A 24,163-nucleotide genomic window follows, 5' to 3' on the forward strand; every position below is an offset into this window, starting at 1 on the left:
ATGACGACACAGGAGATCCTGGAAGCCGCCCGCGCGGCAAGAAGCGCGCTGGGCCTCTCCTCGGGCGAGGTGCGCCGCGCCGCCCTGCTTGGCATGGCGGAGGCGCTCTGCTCCCCTGCCCGCCAGCAGGCCATTCTGGAGGCCAATGCCGCCGATCTGGAAGCAGCCAGGGGGCACATCTCGGAGGTCATGCTGGACCGGCTGGCCCTGACACAGGAACGCATCAGCGCCATGGCAAAGGGCATCCGGGAAGTGGCTGACCTGCCCGACCCGGTGGGCAAAGTTCTGCGCCGGGTAGAGCGCCCCAACGGACTGGTCATTGAAAAGACCGCCGTGCCCATGGGCGTGATCGCCATCATCTACGAGAGCCGCCCCAATGTGACCAGCGATGCCGCTGCCCTCGCCATCAAGAGCGGCAATGCCTGCATCCTGCGGTGCGGCAGGGAGGCATGGCGCAGTGCCAACGCCATTGTAGCGGCTCTGCGAGAGGGTCTGCGGGCAAACGACCTGCCCGAAACAGCGGTCTGCCTGATCGAGGACACCACCCACGCTTCGGCCAACGCCCTGATGACGGCGGTGGGCTATGTGGATCTGCTCATCCCGCGCGGCGGGGCCGGCCTCATCCGCGCCTGTGTGGAAAACGCAAAAGTCCCCTGCATCCAGACCGGCACCGGCATCTGCCACATCTTCGTGGATGCTTCTGCCGAGCAGGATAAGGCACTGGACATCATCGAAAACGCCAAGGCCAGCCGCCCCAGCGTCTGCAACGCGGAGGAGGTGTGCCTGGTGCACCGTGACATTGCGGCAGAGTTCCTGCCCAAGCTGGCCCGGCGGCTGGGCCCTGACCGCACTGCAAAGGGACTGCATCCGGTGGAGCTGCGGCTGGACCCGCGTGCCGCCGCCATCATCCCCGGCACCCCTGCAGGCCCTGCGGATTTTGACACCGAGTTTCTGGACTACATTCTGGCCATCAAGATCGTGGATAACGTGGAGGAGGCCGTCGGCCACATCGCCGCGCACTCCACCGGCCACAGCGAAGCCATCCTGACCCGGAACGAGGCCCATGCTGCCCTCTTTACGGCGGCGGTGGACAGCGCGGCGGTCTATGTCAACTGCTCCACCCGCTTCACCGATGGCGGGGAATTCGGGCTGGGGTGCGAGATGGGCATTTCCACCCAGAAGCTCCACGCCCGTGGCCCCATGGGGCTGGAAGAGCTGTGCAGCTACAAGTACATCATTCACGGCAGCGGCCAGATCCGCTGAACCGTTCAAATGTGAAAGCTATTTTCCGTTTTTCTCTTACAGGCCGCTGTGGAAGGACAGCGGCCTGTATTTTTGTTTTGCAGGGATGGACTGTTTTTGCAGCAGAAACACTTTCGCCCCAGAATTCCGAAAAATATTTTTCCGTTCGTATCACGATGTATTTTTCATTTCTCCATTCTGTACAAAAACAAAGTCATACTTTTAGCTGAAATTAGGGCAAAAATTCTCATTTTCCACTTGACAACCCATATTTCGCCGCGGTAAAACTATATTGGAAGGTGTGGGAATCAGTTCAGCGGGGCGTTTTGAAATGTGCCCGGAACTGTTCTTCCCACAACAGCAATCCATTTCAAACAGCTGCCCGCATGACGACACTAGTACAAAGGAGAGGGCGAATTATGACAATTGCCATTCTTGCACATGATTCCCGCAAAGAACTTGCACTTCAGTTCTGCACCGCCTACAGTGGTATCCTGTCCCGGAACACTGTCATCGCCACCGGTACCACCGGCCGGATGTTGAACCAGGCTACCGGCTTGCCAGTTCACTGTTATCTCTCCGGAAAGCTGGGCGGCATCCAGCAGATCACCGCCCGTGTTGCCTGCGATGAAGTGGATCTGGTGCTGTTCTTCCGCGACCCGCTCCGAGCCGACAGCGGCAGCTCCAACGAGCAGAATCTGCTCCGCCTGTGCGATATGCACAGCGTACCCATTGCCACCAACATTGCCACCGCCGAGGTACTGCTCCGCGGCATGGATCAGGGGGATCTGGACTACCGGGAAGGGATGCACCCGCCGGTGATCGAGCCTCTGGCCGCTCCCCGCCGCGCCGTGTGCTGAGGACTGCCTGACATTTTTTGTGTATAGAGGGAAACGTAAAACAGCGCCGCCGAAGCTTTTCAGGGCTTCAGCGGCGCTGCATTTTTATGCGGTTTTCAGTTCATTTTCCGGGGAGTGACATCATTCCAGACCGGCCATCTGCTTGATGCTCTTCATGGCGAAGGTCAGGGTGCGGCCCATGGCAACACCAGCCATCAAGCAGGGATAGTTGTTGGCAAAGAAGCTGCCGGACATATCGCCGGTGATATACAGGCCGGGCATGGGCTTGTTATCGTTGTCCAGAGCCTGACCCTTTTCGTTGATGGCAATGCCCTGCTCAGTGGTCAGCAGAGAGGCACCCAGCCAGCAGCCGTAGAAGGGAGCGGTGCGGATGGCGCTGAGGCGGTAAGCGGGCTTGCCGAAGTCCTCGTCGTTCTGCTTGTCGTAGAGCTCGTTGTAGCGCTCCACGGTGGCAAGGAAGGTGTCCTTGGCAGCTCCAGTAAAGCCCATCTTGTCAGCCAGCTCGTCCAGCGTATCGCACTTGAACAATGCACCGGCCTCGATTGCCTCGTCCATCTTACCCTGAATGTACTTCTCACCGCCGTTACGGGTCTGGGCAGAGCAGCCGATGGTGTGGAAACGCTTTGCGTCCTCCAGAATGTTGGCATCGCAGATCTGAGCGTAGACACGGCCCGGCTGGTGAGCAGCGGCGTAGACGATGTCATTGTAGGGGCTGCTCTCGTTGGCAAAGCGCTCGCCGTTGCGGTTCACCTTCAGGAAGGGCTGGGTGCCGGGGTTGTACTGACGGATGGTACCAGGGAAAGCCTTGCCGCCAAAGGCAGTGTCGCTGTCCACATAGCCGCCATCCACGCCGGGGGCTACGATGCCGCGGTCAAACAGCATGGGAGCGGCCTCCTTGTCCAGATTGGCACCGGCCCACATTGCAGCCCGGATGCCGTAGCCCTTATCGGAGGGAGAGTAGGAGCATGCGGTGGTGACGGAGGTGCCCAGGGGATCCAGCTGCTCCATCATGTAGGGGTTGCCGGGGAAGCCGCCGCAGGCCAGCAGCACGCCCTTGTTGGCGTTGTAGCGGATGAAGTGGTCATCCTCGGTGCTCTGGGCGACGATGCCGGTAATGCGGCCATCGCTGTTCTTTTCCAGCTTGGCCAGACTGGTCTTGAAGTCCACATCGTAGCCCAGCTCCTGAATGTACTGAAGCAGCAGCTCGTTCCGGGCGGCACCACTGGAGCGATCATAGGTATACTCGATCTCGGGGTACATATAATCGGTGTTGTGCTCGGCGTTTTCTGCAGGCCATTTGGCCTCGTCGCCGTAGGTGTAGATCATCTTCACGCCGTACTTGTCCTCCATGATGGAGCGGACAAATTCGATCATCTCGGCAGACTCGTTGATCCAGGTCTTGACCACGCGCTGGTCGCACTTGCCGGAAGCGTAGCGGGAGACCTCGCTCAGCAGCTTGGCACGATCCATCTTGATGCCCTGTTCCTGAGCGCCAAAGCCGTCCACGGCACCCACCCAGTGACGGGTATCCTGCACATTGCCGTTCTGCTCGATGACGCGGAAGTTCAGGCCCTTGGCAGCGGCATAAGCAGCAGCGAACATACCGCCGTTGCCGGCACCCACGATGAGGATGTCGGTGTCCACGGTCTCGGTGATGGCAGCCTCGTCGATGTCAGGCTCCTTGCCCAGCCAATCGGTCTCGTCACCGGTGGGCAGCTGAACGGAAGTTACAGTTGCCTCTCCCTTTGCCTGTGCAAAGCAGCTCTTGGCGGCCTTCTTCACGGCATCGGAGGTGATGGTGGAGCCGGACACGCCGTCGATCTCGTCAGAGCCGGCGTTCAGCAGCTGGTTCTTCAGCTCCTCGGCAGCAGCAGCGCCGTAGGAAGCGGTCTCGCCGGAGGTATCGACCACAACGTCGGTCACAGCACTGTCAGAGAAGGTCATGGTGACCTTGACGGTAGAGGAAATGCCCTCGGCAGTGCCGGTGTAGGTACCGGGGGTGTAGCTGCCTGCTGCACCGGAGGAAGCGGCGGTGGAGGAGCTTGCAGCGTTGCAGGCAGCCAGTGCACCAGCGGTGACACCGGACATGGCAGCGGCAGCGGCGATCTTCAGAAAGCCTTTACGCGAGATCTTGTTCATGCTTGGATGATCCTTTCTTCTCTTTTTCTGTTCTTATTCTTCGATTTTCCTCTTATCCGAAACGCACCGCCACAATACGGCGCAGACTTCGTTCGATAATAAATTAACACAAAGTCTGCCTGTTGTCTTTTAAGAATTCTTAAACATCTTTACCGTTTCTTCACTGGAAAATTCCCGTTTCCCACTTTGTTTGATAAATAACGGTCAAATCAGAGCAGAAAAAACACCCACGGCTTAAGTTTCCTTAAGAAGTGGGTGCTTTGAGGGTTAACGATATTTAAGACAGCAAAACCATTTCAGACTTCCGTCTCCCCTTCCGGGCGGAAAATATAACCTTTGCCCCAGACATTTTTGAGGTAGATGGGCTTTGCAGGGTCGGGCTCGATCTTACTGCGGAGGTTATGGATGTGCACCTGCACAGTGCGGACATCCCCCAGGCTCTCCTTCCCCCAGATCTTCCGGTAAAGCTCGTTTGCGGTAAAGAAGGTGTTTGGATGCCGGATGAAGAGGGTCAGGATGCGGTACTCCATGTCGGCCAGATGGATGCTCCGGCCGTCCTTTTCCACACAATGACTGTTGGGATCCAGCGTAAAGGCCGCACAGTGGTAGCCGCTGACACTGGGCTCTGCGGCATCCATCTGGACACGGCGGATGTTTGCCATGATGCGAGCCAGCAGAACTTTGTGGTTGTAGGGCTTGGTCAGGAAATCATCGCCGCCCAATTCCAGCGCCCGTACCACTGTGTCTGTATCGTCCAGACAGGAAGTGAAAATGATGGGGCAGTGGTACCAGCTGCGCAGGCGCTGGCACAGTTCCATGCCGTTGGTATCCGGCAGAAGGATATCCATCAGGATCACATCGAACTTTTCCCGGGCGTGGCTCAGCGCCTCGCCGCCGGTGTCAGCGCAGACCACCTCAAAATTCTGCTGACAGTTCAAGAAATAGCTGGTAGTGTCCCGGATCACCGGATCATCTTCCACCAGAAGAATGCGGATCATCCTGTTTACCCTCCCCTTTTCGGCGTGAATTTGCTATAATATCTTTATCTAGTATACCGTATTTCCGGGCTGTTCTCAACCGGTTCTCCAAAGTTTTTGCAGGAGGTCTTTTTATGATAAAAAAGCGATTTCTGCTTCCGGCTGCTGCCGGGGCACTGGCACTGACCATTGGGTTGGCAGGGATCTGGTTCAACCAGCGGCTGCCGACGCTGGCGGATTTTGGGGTCCCCGGCATGGACACCGAAGGCCAATTGATGGCATGGGCTGCCCTGTTCCCGGAAAAAGGAGTGGCTGCCCTGACCTTCCGCACGGTGCTGCAGTGGATGGCCATAGCGGTATTCTGCACTCTGGGGGCGGTGGTGCTGGCCCTGTACCGATACAAGCCTCAGAAGGAACTGGGGTATTTTCTGCTGTATCTGACGGTGCTGACCCTCTGGGCTCTGGTGATCATTCTGGCTCCGGTGGGAAGTTCCGGCTGGAGCGTCTTTTTCCGCCGGGGATTCTTTACCGTCACGGTTCTGGCAGGTATTCTGCTGTGTGCCGCCCTGACAGGGGCTGTGCCGGTGTCCCACGGGCAGCGGCTCCATTCCCTGCTTCTGACGCTGGGGTATCTTGTTCTGACGCTGGTTCCCCTCAGCCGTGTACGAGCGGTGGGGCTGCTTTTGGGCATGGGCTACTGTCTGGGCATCCTGATGGCAATGTATGCCCGGGGCTCCGACGCTGCCCTGCTGATGTTATTTCCCTGTGCCATCACCATTGGTTTCCGGGTATGGGTGGTCCTGCCGGGCATGCACGTGCCGTTTTTTCAGGAGAGCGTGTTTTTCTACCTGTTCCGGTGTGCCCGGATCTACGATGCGCCTTTTACTCTGGGCTGCATGGCCTACGTCTGCCGCCGGTATGCCCTGCAATTTGACCGGGCGGAGCAGCTGGCCCGGGAGCTGGATGCCCGGGTCATTCAGCGGACAAAGGCCCTGACGGAGGAGACCGAGGCCCGGAAAAGCATGATGCTGAACATTTTCCACGACCTGCGCAGTCCCCTGTTTGCGGTCAGCAGTGGACTGGACACACTGGAGGCTGCACCGGAGGCCCTGCCGGCCCTGCTGCCGGCCCTGCAGCAGCGGACGGCCTTTCTCCGCCGCCTGACGGAGGATCTGTTTCTGGCTGCAAAGCTGGAGCAGAAGCAGGTGATGCTCAACGAGGACCGGGTATCTCTGGGGGAGGTCATCGCTGCGGTCTGTGACAGCTGCCGGGAGGAGGCTGAGAAGAAGGGCGTGGTGCTTCAGGCTCCCCCGGCTTCGGAGCTGCCGGTGTGGGGCGACCAGATCCGGCTGCAGCAGATCCTGCAGAACCTGTTAACAAATGCCATTCACTACACCCCTGCAGGAGGGAGCATCACCGTCAACAGCCGGGTGGAGGCCGGTGCTGCTCTGGTGAGCGTCCGGGACACGGGCTGCGGCATTGCGCCGGAGGATCAGGCCGCCGTATTTGACCGGTATTTCCACACCACCACCTCTTCCAAGCACGACTCCACAGGTCTGGGACTGACCATTGCGCAGGAGCTAGCCCACCTGCACCACGGAGAAATCCTATTGGAAAGTGAAGTAGGCAAAGGCAGCTGCTTCACATTAAAGCTCCCTCTATTATCTGCTTAACAGAGAAATCCCCCGCCATAGGCGGGGGATTTCTTTATAGCATCTTATTGAATTTAAGCCAGCGGATCCCACAGCTTCATGGGCAGGGGCTCCTGATCCAGCAGGGCGCGCTGGGCATCGCTCAGCAGGCTCTTGCGGACCGTGATCTGGTAGACATTGGCCTTGAACCACTTCTCGCTGCCGATGTAATAGCCCTTCTGGCCGGAGGCATCGCCCCAGCTGTTCTCGATCTTCCAGCGGTCAGCCTTGCCGTTCTCGTCCAGATTGACACCGCAGAACATCATGCAATGGTTCATGGTGCTTTCACGGGTGAGCAGCCGCTCGGCTTTGGTCATGCCAAAGGTCAGGCCGCCCAGCACCTCGCCGTACTGGAAGCAGTCGGGATCCCAGTAACCGTTGGCGCGGTCGCCGTCAGGGTGGCAGTCGCAGCTGAACATGACCCCCTCCCCTGCCTGCAGCTGACGGATGGTCAGATCCTCCAGCTCCTCCTGCGAGAGGTTGAGCCAGAACATATTTTCCTCCACCACGTCCCCCATAAAGGGCTGGCAGTAGGTGCGGTTCAGCGCATGGATGGGCGAGGAGATGATGACGACATAATCATCAAAATCATTGCCCACATACTTCTCCAGGAAGGTGTGCGGGGTCAGGTTCCGGTCGCAGTGGTAGTGCTCATCCTTGTCGGTATACTCAAAGTCAAAGCTCCTGGGAGGCTGGCCGTAGAGGATGCACAGGGCGTTGTAGATCTCCGCCAGCATCTCCTCGCGGCGGGCGGCCGTGTCCTTTCCCTCTTTTGCCATGGCCCGCAGTTCCAGCGCATCCTCCCGCAGCTTGCGGTTCAGGATGGGCAGATACTTGGCCGTGCCGGTGGAGTGGACTGTCTCCGGCATGACCCAGGAGGGCACCACGCCGTACTTTTTGATCAGGCTGATGGCCATATCCCACTGGCCGCCGTCGGGCAGCGGGTTGCCCAGCAGGGTGTAGGTCTCACGGTCGGTCAGGTCCTGATCCGCAAAGTGGAGGATGTTCTCAAGGAAGAGATTTGCCTTTTCCAGCTTATCGTAGAACGCCAGATAGGTGGGAGAGAAGGAGAAATCCTCCAGATCACACTTGGCGATCACCCGCTGGCGCAGGACGTTCAGGGTGGAGAACATCCAGCAGCGGCCGCTCTGCTTCTGGTTGGTGATGTTATTTGTCTTGACCAGCACAGAGAAGTCCATCCGCAGCTTGGCAGCGGCGGCGGGCACAAAGGCCGCGTCCGGCAGAGCCGTGCGGGAAACTGCATTGGACATCACATTCAGCTCCGGGCGGGCAGCATAGCCCTGCTCAAAGCGTTCCAGCATCCGGGCATCAATGGGAGTAACACGATTCATTTGATTCACGCTTTCTTTCTGAAAAGATCAATCCTTGAAATAAGCATTCTGCACGGCCAGCAGGACACCGGCACGGCTTGCGGCAAAGTTCAGGCCGCCCTGCAGGTAGCAGGTGTAAGGCTCACGCAGGGGGCCGTCGCAGGAGAGCTCGATGGTGCTGCCCTGGGTAAAGCTGCCGCTTGCCATGATGACCTCATCGGTATAGCCCGGCTCCGGAGAGGGTTCCGGTGCGGCATAGCTGTCCACGGGGCTGGCGGCCTGAATGCCGCGGCAGAAGCCGATGAGGGCATCGGCGGTATCGGCATCGAAGCAGGTCACGATATCGTTGTGGTCCTCGCAGTAGCGCGGGATGGGCTTTTTGCCCACCAGCTCCAGCAGGCACTGGGCATAGATGGCGGTCTTGATAGCCTCACACACCACGCCGGGGGCATAGTAGAAACCAAGATACATATCACGGGGCGTTTCCAGTGTACAGCCCAGCTCCTTGCCCAGACCGGGGGCGTTCAGGCGGTAGGCACACAGCTCCACCAGATCCTTCCGGCCTGCGATATAGCCGCCGGTGGGGGCGATGCCGCCGCCCGGGTTCTTGATGAGGCTGCCCACCACAAGGTCAGCACCGGCCTGGCAGGGCTCCTTCATCTGGGTGAACTCACCATAGCAGTTGTCCACAAAGATGATGATCTCGGGGTTGGCGGCACGGGCCGTGTCGGCGATCTTCTGAATGGTATCCAGATCAAAGGCATTGCGCTGCAGGTAGCCGCGGCTGCGCTGGATATGGCAGACCTTTGCCCCCGGGGCCTTTTGAGCGATCAGCGCGTAATCCGGGGTGAAATCGGCCTTGAGGGGGGCTTCGTCGTACCGGATACCGTAGTCCATCAGGGTGCCGGTGCCCTTGCCCTTGCCGTCCAGACCGATCACGCCCTCCAGCGTATCGTAGGGGCGGCCGGTGGCAGCCAGCAGGGTATCCCCTGCCCGCAGCAGGCCGAACAGGGCCACCGCCAGCGTATGGGTGCCGCTCTGGAACTGACTGCGCACAAGGGCATCCTCCGCGCCCATCACCTCGGCAAAGATCTGCTCAAGCTTGGCGCGGCCGGTATCCCACAGGCCGTAGCCGGTGGTGCCCAGCATATCGGTGGAGGACATCTGGGTATCGGCAAAGGCCTTGAGCATTTTCAGCTGGTTGTAGTCCCGGATCTCCTCCATGTGACGGAAATAGGGCTGGCAGAGCTCCATGGCTTTTTCGTCCAGCGCCAGGACTTCGGGTTTGTAATCAAAAAAGTGGTTCAGCATTGACATTTTGGTTCCTTAATCTTTTTGTAAGTTTATGCTATGATGACCCGTCGGCAGCTTTCTCCTCGGACACGAAACGGGCCATTCCATCGCCCGCCCTATTGCCTGCGGCAACAGGGTCCCACCCCAGCGGACGGTCCTCAGAGAAACTCCCGCCGTGTCAGACTGTGGCTTCGTACCGGGCATACTCTCCCAGCTTTTCAAAGCCGAGGCGGGTGTAAAAGTGCACCCGTTCCGGGGAGCAGAGGAAAAGGGGCTGCAGGCCCTGCGCCGAGAGGGTGTTGGCCAGCCGGACGATAAGCCGCCCGCCGATGCCGCGCCCCCGCAATGGCTCCGCAGTCTCGCCGCAGGCCATGTAAGCCTGCTCCGTTCCAATGGCGTAAGCGCCCACGGTGCAGGCAAGCTCCCCTCCCTGCTCCAGAGCCCAGACCACAGCCCTGCCGCGGGCGCGCTTTGAGCAGAGCTCAGAGTAAAAATCATCCCGCCGCGTGGGGCGGTCCGGAAACAGCATCTGTGCAACGGGGCCCGCCGGGGGCTCCGGGTCAAAATGCAGGGAGGCCCAGAGCGTTTCTTCCACAGCGGGTTCCGGCAGCTGCTTTCCGGGCGCCAGGCCAAAGACAAAAAGGGACTTTACCCGGGCCCAGCCGGTGGGCGGCGGGCACTCGGCTTCGTCCAGGACAACCGCCTTACAGCCGCAGAAATGCAGGAAGCTGGCCAGTTCGTCCGGGTTGGCGTGGCCCGCCAGCCAGGCGGTGCTGCCGCCCACATCCAGCGCCAGCGTTGGCCCGGCGAAGAACCGGCCCGGCTGGCTTTTGCCGAAGAGCGCCAGCGCCTGCGGCATCGTGACCCCAAGGCAGAGCTTTCCGCGGCAGGCGCTGCGGAACCGCTGCCTCTGGCGAGGCGTTCTGACCTGCGTGATCATTTCAGTGCGTTGACGATGTTCTTGAACTCGCGGCCGCGCACCTCAAAGTTGGGGTAGAGGTCGAAGGAGGCGCTGGCGGGAGACAGGATGATGATATCGCCGGGCTTTGCGGCGGCACGGGCCAGCTCCACGGCGTGCTGCATATTGTCCGCATGCTGGATGGGCAGTGCGGCCTCGTTGAAGCCAGGGTCTTCCCGCAGAGCCTTTTCAATGCGGGGGCCGGTGGCACCCATCAGCACCAGATCCTTGACGTGGGCCACGATCTCGGGAGCCAGCGGCTCATAGGGGATGTGCTTATCGTAGCCGCCCGCAATAAGGATGACCTTCTGGTCAAAGCTGCGCAGGCCCGCAATGGTGCGGGTGGGGCTGGTGCCGATGGAATCGTTGTAGTAGAGCACGCCGTCCAGCGTGCGCACCGGCTCAATGCGGTGCTCCACGCCGGTAAAAGTGCTGCCCACCTTCTGGATGGCCTCTACGGGCACCTCTCCCCAGACTGCGGCGGCAGCGGCCAGCAGATTCTCGATATTGTGCAGGCCCCGCAGCTTGATGTCCTTCTGGGCCAGGAAGGGCGTTACCACGCCGTCCTCGGCCATGCAGAGCATGTTGTCCTCTTTGCGCAGGAATGCACCGTTGTCGGTATCGTGCAGGCGGGTGAACCAGACCTGCCTACCCTTGCAGTCCTTCTGCATGGAGCGGCTGATCTCATTCTCGTAGCCCAGCACGGCACGGCAGGGCGGGTTCTGGTAGAGCAGGATGTTGCGTTTTGCGTCGATGTACTCCTGCATATCCTTATGGTGATCGAGGTGGTTGGGGGTGACGTTGGTCACCACCGCGATCTTCGGGCTCTGGTGCATGCTGATGAGCTGGAAGCTGGACAGCTCCACCACAGCCACATCCTCCGGCCGGACCTCAGGCAGCATGGGCAGCAGGGCCGCACCGATGTTGCCGCCCAGATGCACCTTGCGGCCTGCGGCCTCATAGAACTTGGAGATGAGGGTGGTGGTGGTGGTCTTGCCGTCAGAGCCGGTCACGGCCACGATCTCGCAGGGGCAGAAATCGAAGAAAAGCTCGACCTCGCTGGTGACCATGGTGCCCGCCGCCATGGCATCCTGCAGGGGCTTTTCAAAGTAGCCCACAAAGCCGGGGGTGCGCATGATGATATCCTGGCCCTTGAAGCCGTCCAGATAGTGTTCGCCCAGGCTCAGGTCAATGCCCAGTTCCCGGATGGTAGCGGCATAATCGCCAAACTCCTCCACGCTCTTTTTCTGGTCGCACAGGGTCACATGGGCCCCCAGCTCCACAAACTCCTTGATAAGGGTCTTGTGGCTGACACCGGCACCGATGAACGCCACCTTTTTGCCCCGGATAAGTTCTGCAAGCTTCTGCTGATCTTTCTGCATAAGGAAAGAACCTCCTCTATGAAAATTCAGGCTGAAATTGATTCACTGCTCCATTTTACACCTTTTCCAGCCAATTGGCAACGCCAAACCTTGTTCTGGCCCCGGATGCACCGAAATCCTATCTGAATTCACAAAATGTCGATTGTCTTTTCCGACCGTTTCCGCTATACTTTAGTTGTATCATCTTACAAGGAGCGCATTTTCTTGAAACATTCCCTGATCCGCTTTTCCGCAGTGGTGCTGACCATTGCGTTTGTTTTTGCCCTGACCGGCTGTGGTTCGGGCTCCAACAGCTTCACCTGGTTCGTGGACAGCATCCCGGCCAACCTTGACCCGCAGGTGGCCTCGGCTTCTGCGGATGTCATCGCCTGCGAGAACCTGTACAGCGGCCTTGTCCGCAAAGATCCCAGCGGCAAATATGAGCCTGCCCTCTGCGAACGGTGGGAGAAGTCCTCCGATGGCCTCACCTACACCTTCTACCTCAAGGACGGCCTGACTTACACCGCCGCCAAGGGCAACGCCACCGACTACGCCATCACCGCCGAGGATTTTGTGTTCGCTTTCCGGCGCTTGTTCCGGGCGGAGACCAACTCCCCCTACGCGGTGGAGTTTGCGGCCCTTGAAAACAGCGCCGCCGTGCTGGCCGGGCAGATGCCCGAGAGCGCGCTGGGAGTCACGGCCTCCGGGCCGCTGACACTGGTGTTCCACCTGAGCAGTGCCGATGACAACTTCCTCGAGAAGCTCACCCTGCCCGGTGCCATGCCCTGCGATGAGGAATTTTTCAATTCCACCCGGGGCACCTACGGTCTGAATGCCTCGTCCACCCTTTCCAGCGGCAGCTTCTATATCTACAACTGGACAGCCAGCGGCTTGTTCCTGCGGCGTGCCCCCTCGGGCAGCCTCATCGACAGCCTGCGGCTGGTGCAGAACACCAACAGCGCCGGGCAGTCCGCCGCAGAGCTGATTGCCAACGAGAAGTGCTCTGCCGCCCCGGACGACACCGCCGCGCCCACCACCCTGACTTCCCTCTCCTACTCCGATACCACATGGAGCCTGCTGTTCAACTGCAGCAGCGTGTTTGCTTCCACCGAGCTGCGGCAGGCACTGGCCTCCGCCGCGCGGGGTGCAGCCGAGGTGCCGGACGGCGGGCTCTATGCCGCCGCCAACGGTCTGGTACCGGACGGCCTGACTGTGGACGGCATGAACTACCGGGATACCGCCGGGGATGTGACTCCCGCCGCGGTGGATGCCCGGGCGCTCTACCTCACGGCGCGGCAGACGCTGACCACCTCCGACTTCAACAAGGTCAGCCTGATGGTGCCCGCCGGTTCCGGCGTGACCAGCGCCGCCGAGGAGATCAACGGCGTGTGGCAAAAGGAGTTTTCCCTCTTCTTCTCCGTAGAGGAGGTGGACGAGGAGACCTTTGCGAAACGGCTGGCCGAGGGGGACTACACCATCGCCTTGGCCCCCATCAGCGCCGAGGGCGGCAGTGTGTACAACATGCTGAACCAGTTCACCGCAGCGGGCGGCGGCCTGACCGGCTATGCAGATTCCCTGTATGCCACCCAGCTGCAGGCCAGCACCCAGGCCACCGGAAGCTCCCGCTGCCGCCTGCTGGGCGATTGTGAGCGCCAGCTGCTCAGCAATGCCGTGGCGGTCCCTCTGTTTGCCCAGCAGAAGCGCCTGCTGATCGCACCCGGCATCCAGAACCTCATCTTTGACCCCTTTGGCCCGGTGCTGGATCTGACCTATACCACAAAAGAATGATGTGCCACAAAAAATACCGGAGCAGCTGCCTGCCCCGGTATTTTTCTTATCCCTTTTTAATGCCGAACAGCCTGCGCAGAACGCCGCGCAGACACTTCGGGCTTTTGATAACGACCACCTGCATCGCTCTCCCGCCTTTCGTGGTGTGATACCACAATATAAGCGGCAGAACGGCAAAGTGTGCGGCTCAGGCCTTGTTCCCGGTCAGGATCGGTGTATCCGGCACCGTTTCCACGACCACCAGCGCCCCCTTGCGGGTGGAGATGGTGATGCAGTCTGAGCCTTCGGCATACTCATTGCTGACTCCCAGCGGATAACCGGCCACCAGCACATCGTCGGTGAGCTCATAATAGGAACCGCGCTCACACACGCCCTCCGCCCTGCCCTCCATGGGGAAAGCGGAGAAGTAGAAAAATTCCTCCTTCGGGTAGGCGCGGGTCTCGCCGGAGCGGACAAAGGTGACGCGGCTGCGCTCATCCTGAAGCGTTGCCCGCACCCCCCGTTCTTCCAGCCCAAGGCCGGTGGCAAGATTCGAGAGGGTATGCTCGATCCGCCTGCCGCCCAGCGCCCCCAGAAGAAGCACCTCAGTAAAGCCCTTCTCACTGGCAAGCTTAGCGGCATATTCGGTGTCGGTGTCGTCCTTGACGTGAGGCAGGACGATGATATCGTCGTTCTGCTGCACCGGACAGGGCGCGGTATCGAAATCTCCCAGGATGATATTGGGCTTGCAGCCCAGCGGCGCGCAGTTGCGGTAGCCTGCATCACAGGCGATGATGAAGTCATCGGGGCGGAGCAGACGCTTCAGCTCCGGCGAGACCGGGCAGGCCGAGAGGATCACGCAGCGCATCACATTCCCCTCCTCTGCCAGTCCTTGACATCCTTGACTTCCTCATACATGGCACAGTAGCTGTCGTACCGGGTCTGGGAGAGTTTTCCCTCGGCCAGAGCGGCACGGATGGCACAGCCCTTTTCCGTGCGGTGGGAGCAGCCGGTGAACTGACACTGCCCAAGGTAGGGCCCGAACTCCGGGAAGGCGTGCTCCAGATTCTCCTTGGGGATGAACCCGGCGCGGTTGGCTTCCAGGCTGGCAAAGCCGGGGGTATCCGCAATACGGCCTCCAAAGGCCTCAAAGATGGTCACCTCGCGGGTGGTGTGGCGGCCGCGCCCCAGCTTCTGGCTGATGGCACTGGTCTCCCGCTCGGCCTGAGGCAGCAGGGTGTTGAGCAGGGTCGATTTGCCTACACCGGAGTTGCCGCAGAAGGCGCAGAGCCGCCCGCTGATCCACTGCCTGACCTCGTCCAGCCCTTCCCCGCTGTCGTAGCGGATGGCAATGAAGGGCAGAGTGGATCTTTCATAGGCGCTGCGCAGGAACTCCACCTCGCCAAGGTCAGCCTTGGTGCAGACGATGACGGGCTGCACCCCCTTGTCCACGGCGATGGCCGAGAGCTTGTCCAGCACCAGTGTGCTGGGGGTGGGCTGGGTGGTGCTGGCCACAAGGAACAGCACATCCAGATTGGCCACAGGCGGCCGGACAAACACGTTTTTGCGGGGTGCGATCTCGGCAATGACTGCCGCGCCGTTCTCGGTCTCCAGCGTCACCTCATCGCCCGCCACGGGGGTGATCTTCTGTTTGCGGAAGATGCCCCGGGGCTTGCACTCGATCACACCCTCTTCGGTCTTGACGTAGTAAAATCCGCCAATTCCTTTTACGATATATCCCTTCATCCGTTCCTCCCTCAGGACAGCAGCGCGCTCCACCAGTCGCCCAGGCCGGTGCCCTCACTGCTGGAAGAATCGCCGCTGCTGGAAGAGCTGCCCCCGATCAGGCCGCTCCACCAATCGCTGGAGGAGCTGCCCGGCTGTTCAGCCGGGGTCTCAGGCACCGGCTCGGGGCCTGCGCTCACGGTAATGCTGACACGGCTGTTCACCTTGACGGTAGATCCTGCCGCCGGGCTCTGGCCGATGATGGTACCGGCGGGCTGGTCGCTGTACTGCTCGGTGGTGCTGCCAAGGCCCAGCTTGTTCTGCACCAGCACGGAGCGGGCATCGTCCACACTCTTGAGGCCGGTCAGGGCAGGCACCTTGGCCGTGGTGTTGACCTGCGGGCGGCTGACATAAACCACCACTGTGGAGCCTGCAGCCACCTGACTGCCCGCAGCAGGTTCGGTGCGGATGATGGAGCCTGCGGCCACGCTGGGTTCCACCGCCTGGGTGATCAAAACAGAGACCCCCAGATCCTTGAGCTGCTGCTCACCATCTGCCTGCACATAGTTGGAGACATCCGGCACGGTGACATACTGGATGCCCAGGCTGACGGTCAGGGTCACGCTCTGGCCCTCGCGGACGGTACGGCCCGCCACCGGGGACTGCCGGTAGACGTAACCGGCGGCGTAATCGTTGCTGTAGGCCTGCTCCCAGTTGATGACGATCTGGCCGGATGCCACCTGCTGGGAAGCGTTGACCTCATCCTGGGTCATGCCGCTGTAATCTGCCAGCACCACATCGGCCTTTTCCCCCATCAGGGAGCTGGAATCATTCAGGATCATCCAGCACAGGGCCGCGCAGGCCAGTGCAAAGGCCACGGTGATGCCGAACAGCACCGGCAGGAACACGGTGCGCTTTTTCTTTTTTCTGCCTTTTGCCGGAGCACTGCCGCGCTCCGGACGGGATTCTTTTCTGGGCATAGGGGGTTCCACCACCTTTTCAGGAATTTCATCGGGGAGATAGGTGTAGTTGAACACGATGGCCGGGTTCTCTACATAGGCGTTGAGGGCTTCCAGCATCTCAGCGGCGCTTTTATAACGGTTTTCGGGCCGCTTTGCCATGGCGCGCTCGGTGATCTCCACCAGCCCCACCGGCACCCAGGGAGCCAGTTCCCGCAGGTTCCTGGGCTGATCCGAGATCTGCTTGATGGCCACCTCCACCACGTCATCGGCATCGAAGGGCAGATGCCCTGAGAGCATCTCGTACATCATCACGCCCACCGAATAGAGGTCGCTGGTGAAGTCGGTCTCATCGCCCTTGGCCTGCTCCGGGCTGATATAGTGGACGCTGCCCATGGCCTTGCCGCCCGAGAGCTGGTTCTCGGCCCGGGAGATGCGGGCAATGCCAAAATCCATCATCCGCAGCTGGCCGTTGTCCAGCAGCATGATGTTCTGGGGCTTGATGTCCCGGTGCACCACGCCGTTGCGGTGGGCATGATCCAGCGCTTTCAGGATCTGAGAGATAAAATGGACGGTCTCCCGGCTGGTCAGCTTGCCGCCCCGCTCGTTCAGATACTCGCGCAGAGTCATGCCGTCCACATATTCCATGACGATATACTGCAGATGGTCGCTCACCGAGACATCATACACCTTGACGATGTTGGGGTGGTTGAGCAGCGAGATGGCCTTGGACTCGTTCTTGAAGCGGCGCACAAGGTCGGGGTCGTGCATGAGCTCCTGCCGCAGCACCTTGACGGCCACGACCGTGCCCTCCGGCACCGGGCCGCCCGGCCCCACAACGGCCTTGTAGACATTGGCCATGCCGCCGGTGCCGATGAGCTCCCGCACCGTGTACAGGCCGTCCAGCGTTTTGCCGATCAGGTTATCCATGGTGCACCTCCGTAGGTTCCACAGCCAGCAGCAGGGCGGTGATGTTGTCGGAGCCGCCGTTCTCGTTGGCGGCATCCACCAGCCGATCGGGCAGATCGTAGAACGGGCCCTGCGCCAGCAGCTGCTCCATCTGCTCCACCGGAACCATGTTGGTCAGGCCGTCCGAGCAGAGCAGCAGCAGATCCTTTGCCTGCAGCTGCACCGAGGTGACCTCCGGCTCCAGCCGGTAATCCACGCCCAGCGCCCTGGTGATGATGTTCTTCTGGGGATGATGCTCGGCCTCCTCCTCCGTGATGGTGCCGCAGTCCACCAGCTCCTGCACATAGGAGTGGTCGTGGGTGAGCTGGGTCAGTTTACCGCCCCGGCAGAGGTAGGCGCGGGAATCGCCCGCGTGGCAGAGGGTGGCTTCCCCGCCCCGCACCAGGGCGCAGACCGCCGTGGTTCCCATACCGGCCAGCGATTCCTCGTGGGCGGCTTTGTTGAACACATAGCGGTTGGCACTGATGAGGGCCTTTTTCAAAAAAGCTCCCTCCTGCCCTGCTCCGCACTGGGCGTACTGCTCCTGAAACACCTGCTCGATGACATTGCAGGCCCCCTGTGAGGCCTCGCGGCCGCCTTTGGCTCCGCCCATGCCATCACACACCAGTGCCCAGACAGCACCGCCAGGCAGCTCCCCGGCACGGTAATCATCCTGATTTTCCTGCCGGACGCGGCCCACATCCGTTTTTCCTGCTAGTTTCATAGGCTTCTCCTCTTGCGATTTACGCCTTACCATTCATTTCGTCCCGGCGCAGCTGGCCGCAGGCGGCGCTGATCTCGCTGCCAAGACGGCGGCGTACCGTGGCGTTGACCCCCAGGCTCTCCAGCTTTTTCTGGAAGCGCTGGACATTGGCGGCATCGGTAGCCGAGTAGGGGCTTCCGTCCACCGGGTTGATGGGAATGAGGTTCACATGAGCACCCATGCCCCGGATGAGGTCGGCCAGCTGTCTGGCACAGGCATCGGAATCATTGACACCGCGCACCATCGAATACTCAAAGCTGACCCGGCGGCCCGTGGTCTCCTGATAGCGGCGGACGGCGGGCATCAGCACCTCCACGGGGTAGGCATCATTGACCGGCATCATGCCGCTGCGGATCTCGTTGTTGGGGGCGTGCAGGGAGACCGAAAGGGTCAGCTGCAGCTTTTTCTCGGCCAGCTGGTCGATCTTGGGCACCAGACCGCAGGTGGAAAGGCTGATGTTGCGCATTCCGATGTTCACCCCCTCCGGGGAGGAGATGTTCTCAAGGAAGCGCATGACCTCGTCAAAATTATCCAGCGGCTCCCCGATGCCCATGAGGACGATGTGGGAGATGCGCTCCCCGATGTCCTTCTGGGCGGTATAGATCTCAGAGCAGATCTCACCGGCTTCCAGGTTGCGCACCCGGCCTGCCTGGGTGGAGGCGCAGAAGCGGCAGCCCATCCGGCAGCCCACCTGGGTGGAGACGCAGACCGTGTTGCCGTAGTGGTAGCGCATGACAACGGTCTCGATGCAGTTGCCGTCGGCCATCCGCAGCAGATATTTCACGGTGCCGTCCTTGGCTTCCTGCCGGCGCTCGATCTTGGGGGCAGCAATGTAAAACTGCTCTTCCAGCTTTGCCAGCAGGGTCTTGGGCTGGTCGGTCATGGCAGAAAACTCGGTGACCAGCTTCTGGTGCACCCAGTGGAAGATCTGCTTTGCCCGGAAGCCCGGCTGACCCATGGCTTTCAGCGCAGCGGTCAGCTCGGCCAGCGTCAGGGAAGAGATACAGCGTTTTTGTTCCATGGTATTCTCCTATGAATCAATACGAACCGGACGGCGGGTTCATTGGGTTTTCTGCATGGCGCAGAGGAAAAAGCCGTCCATCCCGGTGCGGGTGGGCACCGAGAGCGCCCCGTGCTCCCCCACTGTCATTCCGTCAGGGAACGCCACAGCGGGCCGGACCACCCGGAACTCCGGGTGGCGGGCAAGGAATGCCGCCACCTGCTCCTCGTTCTCAGCGGGGTCGATGGTACAGGTGGAGTAAACCAGCCGCCCGCCCGCTTTCAGCAGAGCAGCTGCTGTGTCCAGAATGGACGACTGGGTGTCCAATAATTCATCGTGGCGTGCTTTTTCCAGCGTCTTATAGCGGATATCCGGCTTTTTTGCCAGAATGCCCAGGCCGCTGCAGGGGGCATCCACCAGAATGCGTTCTGCGGCGGGCAGCTTTGGGTTGGGGCGGGTGGCATCATTGCAGAGAGCGGTGACATGGGCAAAGCCCATCCGTTCCACAGCGCTCCGGATGAGCCCGACCCGGTGCTCTGCCACATCGCAGCTGTACAGTGCGCCCTGCCCCTGCATTTCCTCGGCCAGCAGCAGCGTTTTGCCGCCGGGTGCCGCGCAGAGGTCGATCACGGTATCGCCGGGCTTTGCCTCCACACAGAGGGCTGCCAGTTGGCTGGCCTGCCCCTCCACATGAAAACAGCCCTCCTTGAAGAGCGGGTGCTCCGCCGGGCTGCCCTCGAACTTTGCCAGCACACTGCCGGGCACAAGGCCGGGCTGTGCGCTCTTCACGCCGCTTTCCAGCAGTTTTTCACAGAGGGCCGCGGCATCCATTTTCAGGCAGTTGGCCCGCAGGCTGGTGCAGCCGCCGTCGGCGGTGTGGGTCAGGATGCCCAGCGCTTCCTCGGGGTAATGGGTACGCAGAAACTCCGCCACATCCTGCCCCGCAGAGCCCAGCACCATGAGGCGCTGGGTCTCGTTCCGGAAGCGGGCAGTTTCCAGATCATAATTGCAGGCCTTGCGCAGAACGGCATTGACCAGCCCGGACGCACTCGCCTTTTTGAAGGTGCGGGTCAGCTTGACGGCCTCGTTCACCGCCGCCGACACCGGCACCTGCATATAGCGGGCCTGCGCCAGCGCAGCCCGCAGGATCTCGCGCACCTGCGGGTCCAGCCTGGCAAGGCCCTTGGGCAGGAACTGCTCCAGAATGAAATCCAGCGTGCCCTGATGTTCCAGCACAGTGTAGAAGATGGCACCGGCAAAGGCCTTATCCCGGCCCTCCAGCTTCTGGCGGCGGAGTTCGGCATCCAGCACAAGGTTTGAGAAGCCGTCCTGCTCCTGCCGGACCAGTGCAGCCACTGCCGCTGCCCGTGGATTGGCCGCCATCAGAGGGTATCCCCCGCTTTGAGGCGCAGACCGGCTGCAAAGGAGGTGCCATCCATCGGCTTTTTGCCCTCAGGCACCACATGGAGCAGCTGGACCGCACCATCGGCACAGGCCACCGTCAGGGGCTTTGTGGAAAGCACCGTGCCGGGAGCCTCACCGTTGGAAGCGGCCACGCGGCACTCGGTCACCTTGACCTTTTTGCCGCCTGCGGTCACGAACCAGGCCATGGGCCAGGGGTTCATGCCGCGCACCCAGTTGTGGATGTGCGCGGCAGTATCGGTCAGCCTGAACTCCGCCAGCTCCTTGTCCAGCATGGGGGCCAGGGTGGCGTTCTCATGCTGCTGGGGCTGGGGCCTGAGGGTGCCGGCTTCCAGGGCGGGCACCGCCTCACAGAGGACGCGGGCACCTACGGCGGTGACCCGGTCAAACAACTCACCGCTGGTCTCCTCCGGGCCGATGGCGATCTTCTCGCAGACCAGCACATCGCCGGTGTCCAGCCCCTCGTCCATCTGCATGATGGAAACGCCGGTCTCGGTGTCGCCGTTCAGAACAGCCCACTGCACGGGGGCGCTGCCGCGGTACTTGGGCAGCAGGGACACATGCAGGTTGATGCAGCCATGCTTCGGAGCTTCCAGCACGGACTTGGGCAGGATGCAGCCGTAGGCCACCACCACGATGAGGTCAGGGGCCAGCGCCCGGATGTTGGCATCCTCGCTGCCGTCCCGCAGGGTACGGGGCTGGAACACGGGGGTCCCATGCTCCAGAGCAACTTCCTTGACCGGGGGCGCGGTGAGCACCTGCTTGCGGCCCACCGGCTTATCCCGCCGGGTGTACACGCCGCAGATCTCGTGACCGGCAGCATACAGGGCCTTCAGGCACTCCGCGGCGATATCCGGGGTTCCCATGAACAGAATGCGCATCAGTTGTTTCCTTTCGCTTCACGGGCAGCCTTTTTGCCCTCCTCGGTGTCCTCGTAGAAATACTCGCTGGACTCCATGATGGTAATGCCGTCCAGATGGTCGTTCTCGTGCTGGATGCAGCGGGCCAGCAGGCCCTCGGCCTCCAGCTCAAACCAGTTGCCGTTGCGGTCCTGCGCACGCACCTTGACGGCAGCGGGACGGGTCACGGCACCGTTGTGACCGGGGAAGGACAGGCAGCCCTCGTAGGCGGTCTCCTCCTCCTCAGAAACAGCCAGGATCTCGGGGTTGACGAAGTCGATGAACTTGTACTCATAATCCTCGGGGATCTCCTCGGGGGCATCGGTGGTGTCCCACACCACGAACACGCGGCGCAGCATGCCCACCTGAGGACCTGCCAGACCCACGCCGTCGGCGGCGATCATCGTCTCCCGCATGTCATCCAGCAGGGTGGCAAGGCGGTCGTCAAAGTTGGTCACGGGGCGGCAGACCTTGTTCAGGATGGGGTCGCCCTCTTTTACGATATTGCGGATAGCCATAGTGGTACCTCCAAAATTTATTGTGTTGTATCAGATATCCCCGTCCGAGTGCAGATCGACCACAACGGTGGCCTTGCCGGGCAGCTTTTCCTGCTCGTAGAGGGTCAGCGTTTCCCGGATGAGGTCCCGGAAACGGCGGTCGTTGCGGCACTTGACAGTGAGTTTATAGCGGTAGGAATCGTTGATCTTTTCAATGCTGCCGGGGGTGGGGCCCAGCACCCGCAGGGGCAGGTCGGGCTGTTTGGCCGCCTGCCGGCCCAGCAGGGCCGCAAAGCGGGCGGAAGCCCGGGCCACCTCGCTCTCCTTTGGCCCGGCAAAGCCCACAACGCAGAGCCCGCAAAAGGGCGGATAAAGCCCCAGCTTCCGGTAGGCGATCTCCTGCTCGAAGAACGCGTCGTAGTCCTGCGCGGCGGCAAGGTTGAGCACCGGGTTGTCCGGGTCGGTGGTCTGGATGATGGCAAAGCCGGGGTCTTTTGCCCGGCCGCTCCGGCCCACCACCTGCGTGACGAGGCTGAACACGGTCTCATAGGCCCGGAAGCCCTGGGCGAACAGGAGCGAATCGATGCCCAGCACGCCCACCAGCGTCACATCCTCGAAATCCAGCCCCTTGGCCACCATCTGGGTGCCCACCATGATGTCATATTCATGCCGGGCAAACTTTGCCAGCAGCTTTTCATGGGCATCCTTGGCGGCGGTGGTATCTTGATCCATCCGCAGGACGCGGGCCTCCGGAAAGAGCTTTGCCAATTCCTCCTCGGCCTTCTGGGTGCCAAACCCCCGGTACTGCAGTTTGCCGCCGCAGGCGGGGCATCTGGCAGGGGGCGGATCCAGCTGGCTGCCGCAGTAATGGCAGAGCAGCTTGTGGGCCGATTTGTGGTAGACCATGGGCACGCTGCACTTCTGGCATTTGAGCACCTCGCGGCAGTCCTCGCACTGAGCCACGGTCTGGTAGCCCCGGCGGTTGAGCAGCAGGATGGTCTGCTTGCCTGCCTCAAGGTTGTGCCGGATGGCATCCTCCATGGCAAGGCTGATCTCCCGGGGGTTGCCGGAGGCAAGCTCGGCCCGCATATCCACGATCTGGACTTTGGGCAGCGGGTTGCCGCCATAGCGTTTGGTCAGGCGCACCAGCTGGGTGCGGCCATGCTGGGCGGCATAATAGCTCTCGGTGCTGGGGGTGGCGCTGGCCAGCAGGAGCAGGGCCCCGTTCTCCGCCGCGCGCTGCCGGGCCACCTCGTGGGCCGAGTAGCGGGGCGCAGATTCGGAGCGGTAGGTGTGCTCCTGCTCCTCATCAATGATGACAAGGCCGATGTTTTCCAGCGGGGAGAAGATCGCGCTGCGGGTGCCCACCACGATATCCGCACCGCCGTCCTGGATCATCTGCCATTGGAGCAGGCGCTCGGTATGGTTGAGGGCGGAATGCTGCACGGCCACCCGCTTGCCAAATTGGCTTTTCAGCCGCAGGATCATCTGAGGGGTCAGGCTGATCTCAGGCACCAGCACCAGCGCCCGGCGGCCCATCTGCAGACAGTGCTCGATGAGCTTCAGGAACACCAGCGTTTTGCCGCTGCCGGTCACGCCGTAGAGCAGCGCCGAGTGCGGGGCAGCATCCTCCAGCCCGGGCAGCAGCGCGTTATAGGCGGCCTGCTGCTCCTCCGTGAGAAGGATGGGCTCGTTTTTCAGCGGGATGGAAGAATACAGGTCGATGGATTTGTTCACCTTGCTGCATTCCAGCACGCCCTTGGCGCAGAGGTTGTCCAGCACCGCCCGGCTGATGCCCTTTTCCTCCAATGCAGACAGGGTGCGCTCACCTCCGGCCAGCAGGGCCACTGCGGCCAGCTGCTTGGCGGTCGGCCTGGGCTTTGGAGGCAGCGTGCCCACCAGCTTGTAGGCATTTTCCGTGTGGCGGACGAGCTGCTTTTGAAGCACCGGGGTCACGCCGTCCTCCGCCACGGTGGGCTTGTACTGCGCGCCGTAGGGAATAACCGCCTTGACGGCCTCGTAGTAGGTGCAGAAGGTGCGCTCCTTCAAAAAGTGCACCAGCCGCAGCAGCTCCGGGGTGAGGCAGGCAGAGGCCGGGGCAACATCGAACAGGAACTTGAGCTTTGCGCTCTCCGGTTCGGCATCGCAGGCCAGCACCACGCCCATCCGGGCACGGCTCCCCCGCCCGAAGGGCACCAGCACCATGCTGCCCAGCCGGACGGTATCCTGCTGGTCGGGCATGACGGCATAGGTATAGAGTTTGTCGAAATGAAAGGTCGCGTTGCTCACTGCAACGCCTACCGTTTTTGGCATTCAGGCAGCTCCTTCAAA

General features: G+C 61.3%; 19 protein-coding genes. 4 read left to right on the forward strand and 15 right to left on the reverse strand.

Going from position 1 to position 24,163, the window contains the following annotated elements; translation table 11 throughout:
• Positions 1-1,263, forward strand: a complete 1,263-nt coding sequence (locus tag D3F01_RS01320) for a glutamate-5-semialdehyde dehydrogenase (RefSeq protein WP_227612329.1) — start codon at positions 1-3, stop codon at positions 1,261-1,263.
• Positions 1,264-1,661: 398 nt separating this feature from the next.
• Positions 1,662-2,102: a methylglyoxal synthase gene (locus D3F01_RS01325; protein ID WP_005932722.1), complete on the forward strand. Its 441-nt coding sequence runs from the start codon at positions 1,662-1,664 to the stop codon at positions 2,100-2,102.
• 120 nt (positions 2,103-2,222) lie between these two features.
• Here D3F01_RS01325 and D3F01_RS01330 read toward each other — a convergent pair whose 3' ends face one another.
• Together D3F01_RS01330 and D3F01_RS01335 are read right to left on the reverse strand one after the other, a co-directional pair.
• Positions 2,223-4,241: an FAD-binding protein gene (locus D3F01_RS01330; protein WP_242885639.1), complete on the reverse strand. Its 2,019-nt coding sequence runs from the start codon at positions 4,239-4,241 to the stop codon at positions 2,223-2,225.
• Between the two features lie 296 nt (positions 4,242-4,537).
• Entirely contained in the window at positions 4,538-5,239 is a 702-nt protein-coding gene (locus tag D3F01_RS01335; protein WP_242885641.1) for a response regulator transcription factor, read from the reverse strand.
• Positions 5,240-5,352: 113 nt separating this feature from the next.
• On the opposite strand from D3F01_RS01335, the gene D3F01_RS01340 reads away from it, so the two are divergent.
• Complete coding sequence (locus D3F01_RS01340) at positions 5,353-6,891, forward strand: HAMP domain-containing sensor histidine kinase (protein ID WP_242885643.1); 1,539 nt, start codon at positions 5,353-5,355, stop codon at positions 6,889-6,891.
• Between the two features lie 53 nt (positions 6,892-6,944).
• Here D3F01_RS01340 and D3F01_RS01345 read toward each other — a convergent pair whose 3' ends face one another.
• From D3F01_RS01345 to murD, 4 genes are all read right to left on the reverse strand, one after another.
• Positions 6,945-8,261 (reverse strand): C1 family peptidase, encoded by a 1,317-nt coding sequence (locus D3F01_RS01345; RefSeq protein ID WP_242885645.1) that lies wholly within the window; start codon positions 8,259-8,261, stop codon positions 6,945-6,947.
• A 27-nt stretch (positions 8,262-8,288) separates the two neighbouring features.
• Positions 8,289-9,551 carry a methionine gamma-lyase family protein gene (locus D3F01_RS01350; RefSeq protein ID WP_005932709.1) on the reverse strand — a complete coding sequence of 421 codons (1,263 nt, stop codon included), beginning with the start codon at positions 9,549-9,551 and terminating at the stop codon, positions 8,289-8,291.
• 160 nt (positions 9,552-9,711) lie between these two features.
• A complete protein-coding gene (locus D3F01_RS01355; protein WP_242885647.1) occupies positions 9,712-10,473 on the reverse strand; it encodes a GNAT family N-acetyltransferase in 762 nt (253 codons plus the stop codon).
• Positions 10,470-11,873 carry a UDP-N-acetylmuramoyl-L-alanine--D-glutamate ligase gene (murD, locus tag D3F01_RS01360; protein ID WP_005932707.1) on the reverse strand — a complete coding sequence of 468 codons (1,404 nt, stop codon included), beginning with the start codon at positions 11,871-11,873 and terminating at the stop codon, positions 10,470-10,472. The genes D3F01_RS01355 and murD overlap by 4 nt, the downstream gene beginning before the upstream one ends.
• A gap of 204 nt (positions 11,874-12,077) precedes the next feature.
• On the opposite strand from murD, the gene D3F01_RS01365 reads away from it, so the two are divergent.
• Positions 12,078-13,640: an ABC transporter substrate-binding protein gene (locus D3F01_RS01365; RefSeq protein WP_242885649.1), complete on the forward strand. Its 1,563-nt coding sequence runs from the start codon at positions 12,078-12,080 to the stop codon at positions 13,638-13,640.
• A gap of 187 nt (positions 13,641-13,827) precedes the next feature.
• Here D3F01_RS01365 and D3F01_RS01370 read toward each other — a convergent pair whose 3' ends face one another.
• Genes D3F01_RS01370 through priA form a run of 9 tightly spaced genes read right to left on the reverse strand, consistent with a single transcriptional unit; the run spans position 13,828 to position 24,145 of the window.
• Complete coding sequence (locus D3F01_RS01370) at positions 13,828-14,487, reverse strand: thiamine diphosphokinase (RefSeq protein ID WP_154276281.1); 660 nt, start codon at positions 14,485-14,487, stop codon at positions 13,828-13,830.
• Complete coding sequence (gene rsgA, locus D3F01_RS01375) at positions 14,487-15,365, reverse strand: ribosome small subunit-dependent GTPase A (protein WP_035394041.1); 879 nt, start codon at positions 15,363-15,365, stop codon at positions 14,487-14,489. Before rsgA ends, D3F01_RS01370 begins: the two co-directional genes overlap by 1 nt.
• 11 nt (positions 15,366-15,376) lie before the next feature.
• Positions 15,377-17,233, reverse strand: a complete 1,857-nt coding sequence (gene pknB, locus D3F01_RS01380; RefSeq protein ID WP_242885651.1) for a Stk1 family PASTA domain-containing Ser/Thr kinase — start codon at positions 17,231-17,233, stop codon at positions 15,377-15,379.
• Entirely contained in the window at positions 17,226-17,975 is a 750-nt protein-coding gene (locus D3F01_RS01385; RefSeq protein WP_097770787.1) for a Stp1/IreP family PP2C-type Ser/Thr phosphatase, read from the reverse strand. The genes pknB and D3F01_RS01385 overlap by 8 nt, the downstream gene beginning before the upstream one ends.
• Positions 17,976-17,994: 19 nt before the next feature.
• Positions 17,995-19,035 (reverse strand): 23S rRNA (adenine(2503)-C(2))-methyltransferase RlmN, encoded by a 1,041-nt coding sequence (rlmN, locus tag D3F01_RS01390; RefSeq protein ID WP_005932700.1) that lies wholly within the window; start codon positions 19,033-19,035, stop codon positions 17,995-17,997.
• Positions 19,036-19,074: 39 nt separating this feature from the next.
• Complete coding sequence (gene rsmB, locus D3F01_RS01395) at positions 19,075-20,397, reverse strand: 16S rRNA (cytosine(967)-C(5))-methyltransferase RsmB (RefSeq protein ID WP_242885652.1); 1,323 nt, start codon at positions 20,395-20,397, stop codon at positions 19,075-19,077.
• Positions 20,397-21,317, reverse strand: coding sequence for a methionyl-tRNA formyltransferase (gene fmt, locus D3F01_RS01400; RefSeq protein WP_242885653.1), 921 nt, complete (start codon positions 21,315-21,317; stop codon positions 20,397-20,399). Before fmt ends, rsmB begins: the two co-directional genes overlap by 1 nt.
• Complete coding sequence (gene def / locus D3F01_RS01405; protein ID WP_242885654.1) at positions 21,317-21,853, reverse strand: peptide deformylase; 537 nt, start codon at positions 21,851-21,853, stop codon at positions 21,317-21,319. The genes fmt and def overlap by 1 nt, the downstream gene beginning before the upstream one ends.
• 30 nt (positions 21,854-21,883) lie before the next feature.
• The gene (priA, locus tag D3F01_RS01410) at positions 21,884-24,145 is read right to left on the reverse strand and encodes a primosomal protein N' (RefSeq protein WP_242885655.1); all 2,262 of its coding nucleotides are present in this window, start codon (positions 24,143-24,145) and stop codon (positions 21,884-21,886) included.
• Between the last annotated feature and the right edge of the window lie 18 nt (positions 24,146-24,163).

This window comes from Faecalibacterium sp. BCRC 81149 (assembly GCF_022750605.1).
GTDB classification, from domain to species: domain Bacteria; phylum Bacillota; class Clostridia; order Oscillospirales; family Ruminococcaceae; genus Faecalibacterium; species Faecalibacterium duncaniae.